The 17,737-nt window shown below is 63.5% G+C and carries 18 protein-coding genes; 9 read left to right on the top strand and 9 right to left on the bottom strand.

The annotated features are described in order from the left end of the window. Positions 1-68: 68 nt before the first annotated feature. Together M1E10_RS22610 and M1E10_RS22605 are read left to right on the top strand one after the other, a co-directional pair. Positions 69-1,241 (top strand): pyridoxal phosphate-dependent aminotransferase, encoded by a 1,173-nt coding sequence (locus M1E10_RS22610; RefSeq protein ID WP_499175033.1) that lies wholly within the window; start codon positions 69-71, stop codon positions 1,239-1,241. Between the two features lie 67 nt (positions 1,242-1,308). Continuing rightward, a complete protein-coding gene (locus M1E10_RS22605; protein WP_499175032.1) occupies positions 1,309-2,562 on the top strand; it encodes a DUF763 domain-containing protein in 1,254 nt (417 codons plus the stop codon). Between the two features lie 68 nt (positions 2,563-2,630). Here the strand turns inward: M1E10_RS22605 and M1E10_RS22600 are convergent, their stop codons facing one another. Next, positions 2,631-3,830, bottom strand: a complete 1,200-nt coding sequence (locus M1E10_RS22600) for a pyridoxal phosphate-dependent aminotransferase (RefSeq protein ID WP_499177276.1) — start codon at positions 3,828-3,830, stop codon at positions 2,631-2,633. Positions 3,831-3,855: 25 nt separating this feature from the next. Next, positions 3,856-4,482 (bottom strand): TetR family transcriptional regulator C-terminal domain-containing protein, encoded by a 627-nt coding sequence (locus M1E10_RS22595; RefSeq protein WP_499177275.1) that lies wholly within the window; start codon positions 4,480-4,482, stop codon positions 3,856-3,858. A gap of 268 nt (positions 4,483-4,750) precedes the next feature. On the opposite strand from M1E10_RS22595, the gene M1E10_RS22590 reads away from it, so the two are divergent. Next, positions 4,751-6,280, top strand: a complete 1,530-nt coding sequence (locus tag M1E10_RS22590) for a methyl-accepting chemotaxis protein (RefSeq protein WP_499175031.1) — start codon at positions 4,751-4,753, stop codon at positions 6,278-6,280. Between the two features lie 3 nt (positions 6,281-6,283). Here M1E10_RS22590 and M1E10_RS22585 read toward each other — a convergent pair whose 3' ends face one another. From M1E10_RS22585 to M1E10_RS22575, 3 genes are read right to left on the bottom strand one after another with little or no spacing between them, the layout of a single operon-like run. Beyond that, positions 6,284-7,516: an MFS transporter gene (locus M1E10_RS22585; RefSeq protein ID WP_499175030.1), complete on the bottom strand. Its 1,233-nt coding sequence runs from the start codon at positions 7,514-7,516 to the stop codon at positions 6,284-6,286. Continuing rightward, a complete protein-coding gene (locus M1E10_RS22580; RefSeq protein WP_499175029.1) occupies positions 7,513-8,013 on the bottom strand; it encodes a PNPOx family protein in 501 nt (166 codons plus the stop codon). The genes M1E10_RS22585 and M1E10_RS22580 overlap by 4 nt, the downstream gene beginning before the upstream one ends. A 17-nt stretch (positions 8,014-8,030) precedes the next feature. Further along, on the bottom strand, positions 8,031-9,365 hold the full coding sequence (locus M1E10_RS22575; RefSeq protein ID WP_499177274.1) for an LLM class flavin-dependent oxidoreductase: 1,335 nt from the start codon (positions 9,363-9,365) through the stop codon (positions 8,031-8,033). Positions 9,366-9,470: 105 nt separating this feature from the next. Between M1E10_RS22575 and M1E10_RS22570 the strand changes: the two genes are divergently transcribed. Beyond that, on the top strand, positions 9,471-10,052 hold the full coding sequence (locus M1E10_RS22570) for a helix-turn-helix domain-containing protein (protein WP_499175028.1): 582 nt from the start codon (positions 9,471-9,473) through the stop codon (positions 10,050-10,052). 80 nt (positions 10,053-10,132) lie between these two features. Further along, the gene (locus tag M1E10_RS22565; protein ID WP_499175027.1) at positions 10,133-10,744 is read left to right on the top strand and encodes a flavodoxin family protein; all 612 of its coding nucleotides are present in this window, start codon (positions 10,133-10,135) and stop codon (positions 10,742-10,744) included. A gap of 113 nt (positions 10,745-10,857) precedes the next feature. Here the strand turns inward: M1E10_RS22565 and cydB are convergent, their stop codons facing one another. Both cydB and M1E10_RS22555 read right to left on the bottom strand, forming a co-directional pair. Next, the gene (gene cydB, locus M1E10_RS22560; RefSeq protein WP_499175026.1) at positions 10,858-11,862 is read right to left on the bottom strand and encodes a cytochrome d ubiquinol oxidase subunit II; all 1,005 of its coding nucleotides are present in this window, start codon (positions 11,860-11,862) and stop codon (positions 10,858-10,860) included. Next, the gene (locus M1E10_RS22555) at positions 11,852-13,270 is read right to left on the bottom strand and encodes a cytochrome ubiquinol oxidase subunit I (protein ID WP_499175025.1); all 1,419 of its coding nucleotides are present in this window, start codon (positions 13,268-13,270) and stop codon (positions 11,852-11,854) included. The genes cydB and M1E10_RS22555 overlap by 11 nt, the downstream gene beginning before the upstream one ends. A gap of 311 nt (positions 13,271-13,581) precedes the next feature. On the opposite strand from M1E10_RS22555, the gene M1E10_RS22550 reads away from it, so the two are divergent. Genes M1E10_RS22550 through M1E10_RS22540 form a run of 3 tightly spaced genes read left to right on the top strand, consistent with a single transcriptional unit; the run spans position 13,582 to position 14,351 of the window. Next, positions 13,582-13,851, top strand: a complete 270-nt coding sequence (locus M1E10_RS22550; RefSeq protein WP_499175024.1) for a hypothetical protein — start codon at positions 13,582-13,584, stop codon at positions 13,849-13,851. Between the two features lie 27 nt (positions 13,852-13,878). Next, complete coding sequence (locus M1E10_RS22545; protein ID WP_499175023.1) at positions 13,879-14,085, top strand: hypothetical protein; 207 nt, start codon at positions 13,879-13,881, stop codon at positions 14,083-14,085. Positions 14,086-14,102: 17 nt separating this feature from the next. Beyond that, positions 14,103-14,351 (top strand): hypothetical protein, encoded by a 249-nt coding sequence (locus M1E10_RS22540; RefSeq protein WP_499175022.1) that lies wholly within the window; start codon positions 14,103-14,105, stop codon positions 14,349-14,351. A gap of 46 nt (positions 14,352-14,397) precedes the next feature. On the opposite strand, the gene M1E10_RS22535 is transcribed toward M1E10_RS22540, so the two are convergent. Then, positions 14,398-15,150 (bottom strand): endonuclease/exonuclease/phosphatase family protein, encoded by a 753-nt coding sequence (locus M1E10_RS22535; protein WP_499175021.1) that lies wholly within the window; start codon positions 15,148-15,150, stop codon positions 14,398-14,400. 62 nt (positions 15,151-15,212) lie between these two features. Between M1E10_RS22535 and M1E10_RS22530 the strand changes: the two genes are divergently transcribed. Next, positions 15,213-16,151: a putative bifunctional lysylphosphatidylglycerol flippase/synthetase gene (locus M1E10_RS22530; protein ID WP_499175020.1), complete on the top strand. Its 939-nt coding sequence runs from the start codon at positions 15,213-15,215 to the stop codon at positions 16,149-16,151. On the opposite strand, the gene M1E10_RS22525 is transcribed toward M1E10_RS22530, so the two are convergent. After that, on the bottom strand, positions 16,128-17,624 hold the full coding sequence (locus M1E10_RS22525; RefSeq protein WP_499175019.1) for a phospholipase D-like domain-containing protein: 1,497 nt from the start codon (positions 17,622-17,624) through the stop codon (positions 16,128-16,130). The two genes, M1E10_RS22530 and M1E10_RS22525, sit on opposite strands and share 24 nt — an antisense overlap. Positions 17,625-17,737: the final 113 nt, after the last annotated feature.

Raw genomic sequence — 17,737 nt, 5'->3', positions numbered from 1 at the left:
ATCTGGTAAATGAGTGGGCAAATCAATCGCTCCCCTGCCGTCTCCGGCCATCGATCCCTGGAATGCCCATGCCCGCGTTCAATCCGCTCGTCGAGAAACTTGCGCCGCCTCCGGTGCCTTCCGTCTTTGCCTGGGGACGCGCCTATGACGGGTCCCGCGGCCCGCTGATCGATCTGTCGCAGGCCGTGCCGGGTTATCCGCCGCATCCCGACATGCTGACGTTGCTTGGCGAAATGGCCGGCTCCACCACCTATTGCGGCTATGGACCGATCGAGGGCGAGACGGTGCTTCGCGAGGCCTATGCGGAGCACGTGAGCCAGGTCTACGGCGCCGCGATCGACAGCCGCAACATCCACGTGACGTCGGGATGCAACGAGGCCTTCGTCAGCGCCGCCATGGCGGTGGCGGGGCCCGGCCAGACGGTGCTGATGACCAACCCGTTCTACTTCAACCACGAGACGACGCTGGCAATGATGGGCGTGAAGATCCGCACCGTCGCCTGCGCGGCGGAAGACGGCTTCGTGCCGCAGGTCGCGGCGCTGGCGGCTGCCATCACGCCGGACGTGCGGGCGCTGGCGCTTGTCTCGCCCAACAATCCGACCGGCGCGATCTACCCCGCTGATCTGCTGCGCGAGGTCTTCGAGCTTTGCCGCAGCCGGGACATCTGGCTGATCCTCGACGAGACCTACCGGGATTTCCTTCCGGAGGCCGGTCGCGCGCCGCATGACCTCTTTGCGCAGGACGGTTGGGAGGACCGGCTGATCGGTCTCTACAGCTTCTCGAAATCCTTCTGCATTCCCGGCCATCGGCTCGGCGCCATCACCGCCGGTGCCAAGGCCGTGGAGCAGATCGCCAAGATCATGGACAATCTGCAGATCTGCGCGCCGCGGGCGGCGCAGGCGGCGGTCGCCAGGGCGCTCCCCGTGCTCGCCGACTGGCGGGAGGAAAACCGGCAGGAGATCGGCCGGCGCGCCGAGGCGCTGAAGGCGGCGCTGGCACAGGTGCCGGACTGGCGGATCGATGCGATCGGCGCCTATTTCGCCTTCGTGCGCCACCCGTTCCCATCCCTCGATTCCGCAGCTGTTGCCGAACGGCTGGCGAAGCAGGCGGGTGTCGTCTGCATTCCCGGCATGTATTTCGGCGAGGACCAGGAGCACTACCTGCGGTTCGCCTTCGCCAATGCCGACGTGCCGACCATCGCTCTTCTGGAAGCGCGGCTGAAGAATTTCACCACCGGCTGAGAGCGGGGCCGTGCCTTGTTGCAGGCGGGCTGCTATATGAGTCCGATCTGAAACATCGGCGGAAACCATGGCACAACGAGCAGGCAGCGCAGATCTTCCGCTTCACGGCGGCCGCGTCCCCGCCTGGCTCGGACAGCGGATGACGCGGCTTGGCATGCTGATCACAGAGGCCATCGTCCAGCATTATGGCCGGGACGAATTCCTGCGGCGGCTGGCGCATCCCTTCTGGTTCCAGTCCTTCGGCTCCGTCATGGGCATGGACTGGCACTCCTCGGGCATCACCACCAGCGTCATAGGCGCCTTGAAACGCGGCCTGACACCACTGTCGGGCGAACTCGGCATCCATGTCTGCGGCGGGCGTGGCCGCCATTCTCGCAAGACCCCGGACGAGCTTCTGGCGATCGGCAATCGCGTCGGGCTGGATGGCATCCGGCTCGGGACCGCCAGCCGGCTGGTCGCCAAGGTCGACAGCGCGGCCCTGCAGGATGGCTTCGATCTCTACCTGCATGGTTTCATCGTCACCGACGACGGCAAGTGGGTCGTGGTGCAGCAGGGCATGAACGGCGACCGTCGTCAGGCGCGGCGCTACCACTGGCTCTCGGAGGGACTGGAGAGCTTCGTGGATTCCCCGCATGCGGCCATCGAGGGCAGAGGGCAGGGAGAGATCGTCAATCTGGCGGACCGCAGGGCCGAAGCCTCGCGGCGGGGGCAGCTCGACCTCCTTGCTTCGTTTGGCCCTGACAAGGTCATTGCGGAGGTGATCGCACTGGAGGGACGGCGGCAGCCGGAGCCGGCGCAGCCCATGCTGCCGCATCTCATCATGCCGGGGCATCACGACGTCCGGGAAGGCGACGTCAACATGAAGCGCCTGCACGCCACGCTATCGGCGGCGGCGGACCGAGGGCCGGAGGATTTTCCGCAGTTGCTGCTGACGCCCGGCGTCGGCGCCCGCACGGTCAAGGCGCTTGCGATGGTGGCGGAGGTGGTGCATGGCGCGCCGTGCCGCTTCTCCGATCCCGCCCGCTTTTCCCTGGCCCATGGCGGCAAGGATCGCCATCCCTTTCCTGTGCCGCTGAAGGTCTATGACGAGACGATCAAGGTCATGAAGTCCGCCGTCAGCAAGGGGCGGTTGGGGCGCGAGGAGGAGTTGCAGGCGCTGAAACGGCTGGACGACCAGGCGCGGCGGCTCGAGCACTACGCCACCGGCCCCGATCTGAAGGAGATCGTCGCCGGGGAGTATCGTGATTCAGCCCAGCTGGGCGGGCGCAGCATCTTCGGCTGGGAGGAAGAGCTTTCCGCGACGAAGGCCCGCGAAGGCTGACGCGGAGGCCACCACAAGCACAGTTTGCGCTCGTGGTGGAAGCGATTGCGGACAACCGCTCTCGGATCTCAAGCGGTGGCGCGCTGCGCAGAAGGCGACACCAGGCGGGCGGCGAGGCTGGCGATCCGCTGCATCGCGGTGACCACGACGTCGTCGGGCACAGTCAGCGAGATCCGCAGGAAGCCGGCGGCCTGCGCGCCGAAGGAGGCGCCCGGCATGACGGCCACCTTTTCCTGGCGCAGCAGCTCCCAGGCAAAATCCGTCCCCGACAGTCCCGTTGCCGACACGTCGATCAGGATGAACATGCCGCCTTCCGGCAGCATCGGCTTGACGAGGTTGGTGCCGGCAAGCGCCTTCTCCGCGATCAGCGCGCGGCGGCTGAAGTTTGCGCGCATCGTCGGGGCCATCGGGAAATCCTGCGAAAGGGCCATGGCCGTCATGTCGGCGATGAAGGGCTGGACCCCGAACAGCATGGTTTCCGACACGGGAAGCAGCTTGGCGCAGAACTCTGCAGGACCGGCAGCCCAGCCGCTGCGGAAACCCGGTGCGGCGTGGGACTTTGAAATTGAAGACACGACGATCGTCCGTTCTGCAAGCTCCGGCATGTCGAAGGGCGAGGCGAACTCCGTGGTGTCGAAGACGAGCTGTTCGTAGACCTCGTCGCAGAGGATCCAGAGGTCGTGCTTGCGGCAGACCTCGCCGATCGCGCGGATTTCATCCGCGGTCAGCACCGCCCCGGTCGGGTTGTGCGGCGTGTTCAGCATGACGACGCGGCATTCCGGCGTGATCGCCCGCTCCAGGTCTTGCGCCTGCATGTGGAAGCGGTTTTCCGGCCGCAGCGGCACGAAGACAGGGTGCGCACCGGTGGAGGCGATCACGCCTTCATAGGTGGCGTAGAGGGGATCGCCGACCAGCACGCCATCGCCGGTCTCCACGAGGCCTGCCATGACGGTGAAGAGGGCCGTCTGCGTGCCGGGAAAGCACAGGAAGTTCTCCGCCGTGACGTCGGCGCGGCGCCTGGAATATTTGTCCACCAGTGTCTTCAGGACGGAGGGTTCCCCGCGGCCGTTGGAATAGCGGGTGCGCCCGGCGTACATGGCGCGGGCGGCTTCATCGAGCAGCGCCTTGTCCGGCGCCACATCCGGTTCACCGATGGTCAGCTCGATGATCTCTTCGCCTGCCGCCTTTATGCGGCGGGCCTCGGCATGGACGGCCCAGCGGCCGGAGCCGAGATCGGCGAGACGGTCGGTGATGGAGGCATAGCGCATGGTCATTCCTTTGTTGTCTTCGGCCTCAGGACAGTTCACCCGGCGCAAGCCGCAACATGGCCTCCACCGAAATGATCGCCGTCTCGGCAATTTCCTGGTCCTTGAACAGATCCGGAGCGAGCGTTCCCTCAAGCCAGAGACCGTCGATCAACCCGTTCAGGGCGATGGCGTAGGTGCGGATTTCAGCGGCGGTGACGTGCCGGTTGCGTTCGGCGAAGAAGGCAGACAGCAGAGCCTCCAGCTCGGCGAGAAAGAGCATATAGCTTTCCCGATGAATGGCCGCGAAGGCAGGATCCAGCGGGATATGGCTGATGAAGGCCGCCCAGAGCGAGAGGGTCCGGCTGTCCGTCACCGGCGGCGTGACGTTCGCCACGATGAAGCGCCTCAGTCGCGTGCAGGCACTGTCGCCCTCGGCTGCCGCCTTGGTGATCTCGGTGATGCCGCTCATCAGCTGGCGGTAGGCCGCCTGCAGCATCTGGTCCTTGGTGGAAAAGTAGTGGCGGATCAGGCCGCCGGTGACACCGGCACGAGCGGCGATCTGGCGGACGGTCGCCCCCTGGATTCCCACCTCGGCAATACAGTCAAGTGTCGCCGCAATCAGGTCTTCGCGCCTTTCGGCCTCGCTGGCCCGATGATAGGATCTGCGGGCGATCATCAAAGAACGCGCAACACGGTACTGTTGACAGACATGAATCTCCTCATCGATGAGCGGGCGGCATGGTGGCACTGCGTGTTGTTATACAGGCGCATAATAACATGCAAGCCTATGGTGATCCCGACATTGGCTCTGCCGGCACCATTCAACCCCGATAATGTGACTAAGTATCGATATTTTCGTTTTCCAGGGGATGTTTTTAACCGTTCCTACACCGCCAGCTTACAAACTCTCTCGAGGCACCGAAGCGGAGGTTGTTGGGCATATGGCGATGGACGACGATCAGGGGCTGCAGAAGCGGCTCAAGTTTATCGGTCTCGATGAAGAGGCGAAAGAGGCTATCCGCGCCTTGGCTCCCGTTCTCCAGGCTGCATTGCCAGAGGCAGTCAACCAGATCCACGACAAGGTAAAAACCACACCCGAAGCTGCGCGGTCCTTTCCCGACGCCGCTCATCTCGACGCGGCCAGGGCCAATCAGCTCCAGCACTGGAAGATGGTCGCAGGCGCCAATCTGGACGAACGTTACATCGATGGCGCCCGGGCCATCGGCGCCGGCCACGCGCAGGCGAGCCTTCAGCCGCAGTCTTATGTGGGCAGCTATGCCCTCATGATCGAGAAGCTCATTCATGCGGTTGTCGAAAAGCGCCCGCAATCGCGCTTTGGCAGAAACAATTCCGCCAGCCTCGCCAAGGACATCAGCGCCGTGGTCAAGGCGGCGATGCTGGACATGGATCTAACCTTGTCCGCCTATCTTGAAGTGAAAGATGCGGAGCGGCTTCGGGCCGAGGAGGCGCGCCTTGCCGTGGAGAGACAGCAGGAGGCGGCGCTCGAGGCGCTCGACCAGGTGCTGGGCGGTCTCGCCAAGGGTGACCTCGAAACGAGGCTGCCGTCGGATATGCCGAAGACTTTCGCCCGGATGGCAAACGACTACAACGACAGCGTCGAGACGCTGCGGACCACACTTGCCACCGTACGTCACGCCGGCGAGGAAATCCTGACCAGTTCGGGTGCGATCTCGCAGGCGACCAAGGATCTCGCCAGACGGACCGAAGAGCAGGCGACGGGGGTAGAAGCCAGCTCGGCGACGCTTCACGAGCTGACCAACAGCGTGGCGGAAACCGCCGAGGGCGCCAGCAAGGCCTCTTCCGCCGTCGACGTGGCGCTGTCGGAGGCGCGCGCATCCGGGCCGGTGGTCAAGCAGGCTGTTTCGGCCATGGGCGCCATCGAGAAATCATCTGCCGAGATCTCCAAGATCATCGGCGTCATCGACGAGATCGCGTTCCAGACCAATCTGCTGGCGCTCAACGCCGGTGTGGAGGCTGCCCGTGCGGGCGAGGCGGGGCGCGGTTTTGCGGTGGTGGCGCAGGAGGTGCGGGCGCTCTCGCAACGATGCGCGGACGCCGCAAGGGAAATTAAGGATCTGATCTCCGGGAGCAGCCGCCAGGTCCAGACGGGCGTCGACCTCGTCAACAGCGCCGGCGATGCGCTGAACCAGATCACGCTTCGCATCGACGACATCAATACGATCGTCAAATCCATCGCCGCCGCTGCCGGTACACAGTCCCAGGGCCTTCGCGAGGTGAACGGCTCGCTCAGCCGGATGGACGCCATCACCCAGGAAAATTCGTCGATGGTGCGGGAGACGTCGACACAGACATCCGACCTCAGGGATGCGGTCGAACGTCTCGTGACGGCTTTGCGCGGCTTCAAGACCCGCAGCGCCGAGCGCCTTGCCCGCGATCGTGTCGATCCGGTTGCAAAGGCTCCCGTCGTTCCCCGGAGCAGGGTCGCCTAAGGGCTACCGACGGCCATTGGCAAGCCGCTCCGCTTCCGGGCAGCGCCTCAGCATCAGCATGGCGGCGGCGCCCACGAAGGGGCCGATGGCGAGGATCGAGAAGGTCCACTGCCAGCCACCCAGCCACGCGGCGAGATGCGGCATCAGCCAGATCATCAGGATGGTCAGCCCAAAGCCCATGCCCATCTGCAGCGACAAGGCGGTGCCGATGTAGCTTCGGTCCGCGAGCTCCGTGACCGCCGCGGAGAATTGCGCGGAATCGCCGATGATGGTGATCCCCCAGACGATCACGACCAGCACGAGAAGCCACTGCGGTCCGTCGAAGACGAAGCCCATCAGCAGCGCACAGGTGCCGGAGGCGATCATCATGCCGGCCGTCGTTGCCGTGCGGCCGAAACGATCGGACAGTACGCCGCCGGCAAAGCAACCGACGACGCCGGCGGCAACGGCGGCGAAGGTCAAGAGCGATGCGTCGGTCGAGGTTCCGACCGCGTTCCGTTCATAGGCTGCGCTGAGATAGGCCAGGAGCCACGCCCACATGGCGTAGAGTTCCCACATGTGTCCGAGATAGCCGAGATTGACGAGAGCGACGTTGCGATCCCGCAGCACCCTGCCAATCTGGCGCGGGTCGAAGAGTGCCTTCCCGAAGGGATAGGGCCCCTCGCGCGCAAACCACAGAAAGCCTGCCATGCTGACAAGAGCGGCCAGGCTGGAAAGGGTGACCACCGTCTGCCAATGAATGCCCGAAACGGCGCCGCGAAACAGATGGGGGAGGGAGGAGCCGGCGGTAATGGCGCCGATGACGGCCGCGAAGGCGAGCCCGCGACCGGTGACGAACCAGGTGGAGACGAGCTTCAATGCCGGCGGATAGACGCCGGCGAGGGCAAAGCCGGTGGCGATCCGGCAGAGCGTGGCCCCGACCGGGCCGGGTTCCAGCAGCAGGGCGGCGTTGGAGACCGCAGCAAGCCCGGCGGATGCCGCCATCAGGCGGTTCATGCGCACCAGGTCCGGCAGGTTGAAGAGGCTCGCCAGCAGCGCGCCGATGACGAAGCCGATCTGAACCCCGTTGGTGAGCCAGCCGGCAGCCGTCGGCGAGAGCGCCCAGGCTCGGCTGACTTCCGGGGCGATCGCATTGGCCGAGAACCAGGTGGAGAAGGACAGCACCACTGCGCCGCAGAGGATGGCGAGCATCCGCCACCGCCCGGCGTTCCCAGAAGCCGTCACAGCCGCCGTCATCCGGCCGCCTCCGAAACGGGCAGCTCGAGGCGGTGGAAGGAGCGGCCGAAGTAGATCAGCGCATCGCTCTCGGCACGGGTGTGTGCCGCAGAGACCTTACAGAAGAAGACCGAATGGGTGCCGACTTCCGAGATGTCGGTGATCCGGCACTCGATCGTTGCAGCCGCACCCTGCAGGGCAGGGCAGCCGTTGTCACCTGCGGACCATGCGCCGGACGCAAAGCGCTGGCCGGCCGAGAGGTTCGGGTCGGAGAAGCGACGCGCGAGGTCCTCCTGGTTTGCCGCCAGAACGTTGACGCAGAGCGTGCCATTGGCGCGGAAGGCTACGTTGTTGCGGCTCGACCGGTTGAGGCAGATCAACAGCGTCGGCGGATCGTCGGTGACGCTGCAGACGGCGGTCGCGGTGCAGCCCGCCTGGCCCGCCTCGCCGTCCGAGGTGATGATGCAGACGGCTGCGCCGAGCCGGGCCATGGCATCGCGGAATTCCTGCTTTTCCATGCTCGCTTCCAACTCCATCAGACCGTTCTTGCAACCCGGTGACGACCGCCGATATGCCGCTCCGGCAACCGCGGCGCCCCGAACAGCTTCTGCCTCAGCGGGCCCTCATCATAGCCTGTCTTGTAGAGCCCGCGCTCCTGCAGAATGGGGATCACCAGCTCGATGATGTCGTCGAAGCATTCCGGCACCACCGTACGGGAAAGGTTGAAGCCGTCGACGCCGGCCTCTGCACTCCAGGTCGCCAGTTCATCGGCGATCTTGTCGGCGGCGCCGACCATCGGCGGCTGGCGGCTGCCCAGCACCATCTGTTCCAGGAGCTTGCGCCGCGTCCATTGTGGGCCGGCGCTGCGAGTCATGGCCTCGATGTTGGAGACGATGGCGGCGCTCTTGCCGGTCTCGATCGGCTCATCGAGATCGTATCTGGCAAAATCAATGCCCATGGAGCCTGCCGCATGCACCAGTGCTGCCTCGGAGCTGACATAGGCGCGGTAGTCCTCGAACTTCTCCTGCGCCTCCTTGTCCGTCCGGCCGGTAACGATCGTCGCACCCATGAAGACCCTGATGTCGTCGGCCGAGCGGCCGTAGTCCACGGCGCGGGCGCGGATATCGTCGATGATCGATTTCACGCCGTCGATCTTCTGGCCGTTGACGAAAACGCATTCCGCATGGGTTGCGGCAAACTGGCGACCGCGCGTGGAGGAGCCGGCCTGATAGAGGACCGGGCTGCGTTGCGGCGACGGTTCGCAGAGGTGGATGGCATCGATGTTGTACTGCGGCCCTTCATGGCGGACCTTGTGGACCTTGGAGGGGTCGGCATAGAGGTGGCGTGCCGCATCATTGACGACAGCATCGTCCTCCCAGCTGCCCTCCCAGAGGCGGTAGACCACTTCCATATATTCGTCGGCGAGATCGTAGCGGTCGTCATGGGCTGCCTGGGCGTGAAGGCCGATCGCCTTGGCGGCGCTGTCGAGGTAGCCGGTGACGATATTCCAGCCGATCCGTCCGCCGGTCAGATGGTCGAGCGTCGACATGCGGCGGGCAAAGAGAAAGGGCGTCTCATAGGTCAGGTTGGCGGTGATGCCGAAGGCCAGATGCTTTGTCACCGCCGCCATGGCGGGCACCAGCAGCATGGGGTCGTTGACCGGCACCTGCACCGCGCCGCGCAGGGCCGCGGCATTGCTGGCGCCATAGACGTCGTTGACGCCGACGACATCGGCGAGGAAAATGCCGTCGAACAGCCCGGCCTCGAGCCTGCGGGCATAGTCCGTCCAGTAGGCGAGTTCGGCATAGCGGCGCGACTGGTCGCGCGGATGCGCCCAGAGCCCCTGCTGGATGTGGCCGACGCAGTTCATGTCGAAGGCATTGAACAAGATCTTCTTTGTCACGTCAGTCCCCTTTGCCTCGTTGCCGACGAGGTCTGTCTCATATAGGATTTCGTCGTCCACTATAGAAGACGATTGACGGAAGGCAAGACGGTGCAGGACATCCAGGTAGATCCGGTTCAGGCGATCGCCTCGCGGCTGAAGGTCGAGCGGGAGGCGCGCGGCTGGTCGTTGGCAGAGCTTGCCGAACGTTCCGGCGTCTCAAAGGCGATGATCAGCAAGATCGAGCGCTCGGAGGCAAGCCCGACCGCCACGGTGCTCGGGCGACTTTCCGGCGCATTCGGGCTGCCGCTCTCGGTGCTGTTGGCCCTGGCGGAACGCAAGCCGGAACGGCTCAGTGCCCATGAAGGGCAGCCGGTGTGGCAGGATCCGGAGACGGGCTATACAAGGCGCGCCATCTCGCCTGCCAACAGTTTGGTCGAACTCATCGAGGTCGCGCTTCCGGCGGGCGTGCGGGTTCCTTATCCCGCGTCCGCCTTCGCTTTTCAGCAGCAGCAGATCTGGGTGCTCGAGGGCGAGCTGGAGTTTCGGGAAGGCGATGTTGTCCATCATCTGAAGCAGGGCGACTGCCTGCTCTTGGGGCCGCCATCAGACTGCATCTTCTACAATCCCGGAAAGAGCCCTGCGCACTACGCCATCGCGCTCGTGCGCCGGTAGCGGCCCTGACGTCCTGGAACATGCTGCGGGACGGACAGTTGGAGCGGCGATGACACCATTGCCGTCCCAAGGAGAAGATCATGGCCCTGACCGCTCTCGCTCTCAACGCAACGCTGAAATCGAGCGGCGGGGAGCCCTCGTCGACCGATCGCATGCTCGGCCTGATCGATGCTGCCATGAAGCCGATGGGGGTGACGACAACCATCCTCCGGCTCGCCGACTACAACATCAAGCCGGGCGTCAGCTCCGATGAAGGCGATGGCGATGAGTGGCCCAAAATCCGCCAGATGATCCTCGATGCCGATATCCTGATCATGGGCACGCCGATCTGGATGGGGCAGCCCTCCAGCGTCGCCAAGCGGGCGCTGGAACGGATGGACGCCTTTCTCAGCGAGACGGACGATGAGGGACGGATGGTCTCCTACGGTCGCGTTGCGGCCGTTGCCGTGGTTGGCAATGAAGACGGGGCGCATCACGTCTCTGCGGAGTTCTACCAGGCTTTGAGCGACGTCGGTTTTACCATTCCCGCCAATGCGGTGGCCTACTGGGTGGGCGAGGCGATGCAGAGCACCAACTTCACGGATCTGGAGCAGATCCCCGAGAAGGTGACGAGCACAGTGGCGATGCTGGCGCGCAATACGGTCCACCTCGCCAAGCTTCTGAAGGCCAACCAGTACCCAGGCGAAGCGTGATCAGACGCCGAGCCAGAACTTGATCGCGAGGCCGACGATGGTGATGGTCACCACGCCCGCCAGCCACAGGCCGACGAACCAGAGCAGGCGCTTGCCGGTGCCTGGCTCGGCCATCAGTGGTAGCCCTCTTCCGGATCGACCTTCCCCCTGAAGACCCAATAGGCATAGGCCGTATAGCCGAGGATCATCGGCACGAGGACAACGGCGCCCACAAGCAGGAAGGCAAGGCTCGAATCCGGCGCGGCCGCGTCCCAGATGGTGACCGAAGGGGGTACGATATAGGGATAGAAGCTGATGCCTATGCCGGCGAAGCCGAGAACGAAGAGGCCAAGTGCCGCGACGAAGGGGCGGGTGTCGTGGTGGGTGCGAAGACCGTGAAGCATCAGCAGAAAGCACCCGCCGACCAGCAGTGGCACGATGACGCTGAAGGCGGCGGTCGGCCAGCTGAACCAGCGTTCCAGATAAAGCGGCTCGAGGAAGGGAGTCCACAGGCTGACGACACCCATCGAAACGAGCGTCCCGACGGCGGTCAGATAGGCATAGCGGCGGGCCTTCTCGGCAAGCTCCCCGGTGGTCTTCATCACCAGCCAGGTGGCGCCTAAAAGGGCGTAGCCGATCAGAACGGCAAACCCCGTGGCGATCGAGAAGGGCGTCAGCCAGTCCCACCAGCCGCCGGCATAGGCACGGTCGACGACCGGTATGCCCTGAACGAGGGCGCCGAGAGCAACCCCTTGGGAAAAGGCGGCAACCACCGACCCGCCGGTGAAGGCCCAGTTCCACAGATGTTCCGCACGATGGGTCCTCCAGCGATATTCGAAGGCGACGCCGCGGAAGATCAGACCCAGCAGCATGGCAATGATCGGCGCGTAGAGCGCCGGCAGGATGGTCGCATAGGCGAGTGGGAAGACGGCCAGCAGGCCGCCGCCACCCAGCACCAGCCAGGTCTCGTTGCCGTCCCAGACGGGAGCGACGCTGTTCATCATCACGTCCTTGTCGCGCTTCTCGGAAAAGAAGGGGAACAGGATGCCGACTCCCAGATCGAAACCGTCGAGGATCACGTAAGCGAGAACGGCAAAGGCGATGATACCCGCCCAGATGAACGCAAGATCAATGTCCATGGTGATCGAACTCCTGCTTCCGGGCAAGGTGTGGCGCAGGCGTGATGCCGGCGGTGCGGATCGGGCCTTCGTCGAGATCGTCCATCGGATCGCGGGGCAGGCGCGACATCAGTCGAAGGATGTAGAAGGTGCCGGCGCCGAAGACGAGGAAGTAGACGATGATGAATGCTATCAGCGACGATGCGACGGCCGGTGCCGAGATCGGCGAGATCGAGTCTGCCGTCAGCAGGTGACCATAGACCGTGTAGGGCTGTCGGCCGACCTCCGTCGTGATCCAGCCGGCCAGCACGGCGACGAAGCCTGCCGGGCCCATTACCAGCGCCGCACGGTGGAGCCAGTCGTTCTGGTAGAGGGTGCCCCGCCAGCGACAGTAGAGGCTCCAGACGCCGAGCCCGAGCATCGCAAAGCCGAGCATGATCATCACGCGGAACGACCAGAAAACGATGGCAACCGGCGGATGCAGCTCTTCCGGCACGGTATCCAGGCCATCGAGAGGCGCATTGAGGTCGTGCTTCAGGATCAGACTGGACAGCTTCGGGATCTCGATGGCGTAATCGATCCGCTTTTCGTCCGGATTGGGTATGCCGAACAGGATCAGCGGCGCACCGTTCGGATGACTCTCGTAATGGCCCTCCATGGCCATGACCTTAGTCGGCTGATATTCCAGCGTATTGAGGCCGTGCATGTCGCCGGCCAGGATTTGCAGGGGGGCGACGATCGTCAGCATCCACATGGCCATCGAGAACATCTTGCCGGCACGAAGCGGCGAGGTGCGCCGGATAAGGTGCAAGGCGCCAACCGCTCCCACGACGAGCGCGGTCGTCAGGTAGGCGGCAAGCACCATGTGGACCAGGCGGTAAGGGAAGGACGGATTAAAGACGATCGCCCACCAGTCGAGCGGGATGAACTGGCCGACGTCGTTCATGCCGAAGCCCTGCGGCGTCTGCATCCAGGAGTTCACCGACAAGATCCAGGTGGCGGACATCAGAGTGCCGAATGCCACCATCAGCGTGGCAAAGAAGTGCAGCTTGGGACCGACCCGGTGGCGTCCAAACAGCATGACGCCCAGGAAGCCTGCTTCCAGGAAGAAGGCCGAGAGGACCTCGTAGCCCATAAGCGGGCCGATGACCGGCCCAGCCTTGTCGGAGAAGACGCTCCAGTTGGTGCCGAATTGATAGGACATGACGATGCCGGAGACGACGCCCATGCCGAAGGCGAGTGCGAAAATGGTCTTCCAGAAGTCGAAGAGCTCGAGATAAACCTCGTTCTTCGTCCACAGCCATAGCCCCTGCAGCACAGCGAGATAGCTGGCCAGCCCGATCGAGAAGGCCGGGAATATGATGTGGAAGGAGACCGTGAAGGCGAATTGGAATCGAGCCAGCACGATGGCGTCGAAATTCTCGAACATGAGCCTGAGACCTTTTCTAACCGGTCCACAACGTGGGTTTCCGTTCCCCTAAGATGCGGCCATAGGGCCAAAGGTCAATACGGGCGGATCGCCGCAGCGAGGCGGTTTGCCGCAGAGCAAGAAAAATGGCGCTTCCAGAGGAAGCGCCAGGTGGGGAGGGTACTTAGACACTGGCGGGAGCCCTGTCGGCTCCGGCAGCCCTACAACACGTCATTTTTTGAGATGTTCCCTCCACCGGTCGCACCTTTTTCTGGGGGAACAATCATGTCTGCGGCCCGGTTTGACATTTGAACCACTCAAAGGAGGCAGGCATGAGCAAATCCGTTCAGACGACAGATCACAAGGAAATCCGAAGCTGGATCGAAGCGCGCGGGGGCCATCCTGCGCGAGTGAAGACCTCCGGTGAGGGAGGCATCCTGCGGGTCGACTTTGGCGAGCCGGAAGAGTCGCTCGAGCAGATCGGCTGGGACGACTTCTTTTCCATCTTTGACGAGAACGAGCTCTGCTTCCTCTATCAGGAGGAGACCTCGAGCGGCGGGACCAGCCGGTTCAACAAGTTCGTCTCCCGCACCAACGACTGAGAACTACAGAGCAGAAAGGAGATCGTGATGACAAGTTCCAAGCACTTCAAGACCGATCGGCCGAGCGACGCGGATCTCAAGGGCAATCCCGGGATCGGAACCTCCAGAGGAAGGCACGGCCAAGTGGTCGAAGGCGTTATCGAAGGAGAGAACACGGAGGAGGGCGACGTGATGAACGACACGCTGCCCTCCGGTGGTATCGACCCGGACCAGCGTGGCCGGGCCAACAGATAGGGAAAGCGAGAAGTGACATGCAGGGCAACAAGACACACCAGCAGCAGCGCAACATTATCGAGAAGCGCGAGAATACGTCAAACGCGGACAAGGATTTTGACGCCCGGGCCGACCTTGAGCGCAGCGATGCTGCCCGAGACGCATTCCGCAAAGGCGACAATCTCAGCATGCGGACGGCAGAGCTCTCCCTGAACGAGGACGATCCGTCGATCGTCCGCGGCGTCAACCAGGAGAGCGAGCACCACAAGGGTACTGGAGGCGAGTAGCCGAAGAAGGCAGAAGGCGCGGCATGATTGCGCCTTCTGCGCCATTTCAAATCCGGACAGTCGCCATCAGCGGCAAATGGTCTGATGCCCTGCGGGTGAGTGGATCCGCAATCACCTGTGCATCGAGAACCTCTATGTCATCCGACACCATGATGTGATCGAGACGCATGAGGGGGAAACGTGACGGAAACGTCGCGCACGCTTTGGCGCCGGTTTGCAGCTGAACGTCCCTCAAGCATCGCGCGGCCTGCTTGTAAGCCGTCGAATGGCCGATAGAGTTCAAGTCGCCGATCAAAATCTGCGGCGTTTTCCTGTTTTCCAGGTTGCCAATCCACGAAGGACCCAGCAGCGTAGTCATCTGCTGAATTCGGTCCCGCCTGGAGAGCCCAAGGTGTGTATTGAAGACCTGAACCTGTCTGTCGCCAACGGTGACTTTGACCCAAAGCGCGCCTCTCTGCTCGCCCCGGGACGGCAGCATGCCGCCCTTCACGTATTTCATCGGCAGCGTCGTCAGGATGGCGTCTCCATATCGTTCCTCGGCAACATGGAGGGCCGCATGGAAGTGGAACTTCATCTCAAGCAGCGCGGCGATGATCTCCGCCTGATCGGCGCCACCCGTGCGCCGGCGACCAACGTCCAGCTCCTGCAGTCCGATGATGTCCGGAGAAAGCCGCGCAATGACCTCCGCCACCCGTGCCGGATCAAGTCGCCGATCGGTACCGATGCAACTGTGGACGTTGTAGCTGAGAATCTTGAGAACGCGCCGGGAAGGATCAGTCTGCTGCTGCGTGGATGCCATGACGATGGGAACCCGTTTGACGTGCTTTCGTTCCCTGATTGCGGGCAGGGGAAGGGCGAGAGATGATCACACGACGACGGATTTTCAAGTTGCTGGTCGTCATGGCGGTCATCGTCGCTGCGGTGATCGTCTACAGGAGCCTCGGACGATATACCTGGGAAGAGGTTCGGTTGTCCGTCCAGTCGATCCCGCTCAGCAATCTTCTGTCCGCATTCGGCTTCGTCATCGCGTCCTATATATGCCTCAGCGGCTTCGACTGGCTCGCCGTGCGCTATGCCGGCAAGCCGCTGTCCTTCCCCCGGACGCTGCTCGCGTCCTTCACCGCCCTGTCCATCGGCCACAACGTCGGAATGGCAGCGCTCAGCAGCGGTGCCGTGCGCTATCGCTTCTATTCGCGCTGGGGAATGTCGCCGGAGCAGGTGGCAAAGGTGATCGTATTCTGTGGATTTACGGTTGCAATCGGCCTCGAGATGCTGGCTGGCATCGCTCTCCTCTCGTCACCGAACGGGCGGGGCGACATGCTGGGTCTCTCGGCCACGGCGTCCGTCGTTCTGGCGCTCGTCATCCTGTCGCTCCCCGGATCCTATCTGATCATCTGCTGGCGGGTGCGGCGTTCGCTGGTCATCGGACGCTGGAGCTTCGACCCGCCGCCGCTGCGGCTCGCTCTTGGCCAGGTCGTGATTGGCACTCTCAATTTCGCCTGCGTCGCCGGTGCGATCCATCAGTTGCTTCTGGCCGTCTCGGAGGTGCGTTTTCTGGAGGTCGCGACTGCCTATGTGACGTCGAACATTGCTTCACTGATCAGCCATGTGCCTGGCGGGTTGGGGGTCCTAGAGGCGACCATGTTGGGGCTGCTGCCTGCAAGCGGCACGATCGGCGCGCTGGTGGCGTTCCGCGTCCTCTACTTCTTCGTGCCGCTTCTCATCGGGGTGCCGACCCTGATTGCCAGCGAAGCCTACTTCCGCCGCCAGCCGCCGCTAGCCGAACAGACGGCGGCTTAGGCGGACCAGGGAGCGCCGGGCAAGGCTTGCCATTGGTCGAATCGGCCAGAAAGGCTGCTTCGGGTCGAAAATGCCGGTTCCGACCAGCGAGTCCGTATCTCCCTGCTGCGCGTCCACATCGAAAGGCCTGAGGCCCCTCGGATTGACGTTCAGACGGTCGAAGGCCGCAAAAAGCGAGCCCGTCTCTTTCAAAACCTGTGCGACGTCCGACGGTGAGGCCCCAAGATGTTCGGCCAGAAGATCATTGCGGACATTCTCGATGGCAAGTCGCCCCTCTGGCGTGGCTGTTTCCACGGCCATGTCGCACTCTGTATCGAGGCCTTCGGAGCGATTGTTGAGGTTGGAAGAGCCGACCCGGATGAACCGGTCGTCGACGATGATGACCTTGGAATGGACGATCACTTCCTTCTCGCCGCCCTTGCCGTCCGGCGTAACGGCGTAACAGACCCTCAGGCGGCCGTGGCGATCCACTCGCTTCAGACGGCGGATCAAACGGTTTCTGTTCTGTCCCATCATCGCCTGCTCCAGGAAGCCATGGGATTCCCGGGTGACGATCACGATGATCTCCGGTCCCCTGCTTGCTTTCAGGCGCCTTGCCAGCGTGCGGGCGACCCCGAAGGACGCGAGGTATTGTGACTCGATATAGAGATGATGCTCCGCTGCACGCAGGGCCGCATGCGTCAGCCGGATGGCTTCGCGGTGACCCCGTCGGCCCTTCCATCTCCAGGCTTCCGTCAGCGCCAGGGCGGTATTGCAGTTCGTCAGGGCCGGCTGGAGATCCTCAGGCCATGGGTTATCGCCGGATGTGGCCGCAACCGGCTGCAGAGTTTCCTTCGTCAGCCGCTTCCATCGAGCGCGGGCGACGTCGCCCACGAGGAGTGCGGGCGGACCCGCGACGATTGCCTGAACGTCGTGAACCGCTCCGTACGAGGTACCATCCGGTGCCACGCGAAGCGGATTTTCAGCAAGATGCTCCCGGTCGTCCCACCGTCGCGCCGTGAGGTCCATGCCGCCGACGAAAGCAGTCCGGTCGTCCACGCATACGATCTTCTGATGATGGCTGGCCCGCAGCGGGTGTTCGAAATCCAGCTTCAGCGAGATGCGCGGATGATTGCTCCATTCCATCTTTCCGAACATCTTGAGGCTCTTGCCGGAATACACCGGACCCATGCCCCAGACCAGGAGGCGAACCTCAAGCTCTGGCTTGGTCTCGACGAGATGACGCAGCAGTTCGCCAAGCGTCCCGCAGCCGGGGTCGGCCGGGCAAAGCTTGATGTCGGGATTGAAGTCCCAGCCAACGATGAAGATCGACCTCTGCGCCTGCCGCAGGACCTGATCCAGCCGCCGGAAGTATTCCGCGCCGTCGATCAGGAAAGAAACTTTCTCCGCTCGCGCACTTCGCCAAGCATTGCGGCCGGGCTTGATGATCGGGTCGAACTTCTGAATTTGCTGTGAGTTTTCTGTCGCCGTCACGTCCACCTATACGCCCCCGCATGCAATATTTCACGAGAACGTATTTTGTTCCAGCTTGTTCCATCGACAACGCAAAGCGCGCAGTCCGACGGTTATCTGCGAGATCGCCGCCG

The sequence above is a fragment of the Rhizobium sp. PK7-22 genome, from assembly GCF_056530405.1.
The sequence above is the reverse complement of the archived record's forward strand: the minus strand, read 5'-3'. Positions and strand labels throughout refer to the sequence as shown.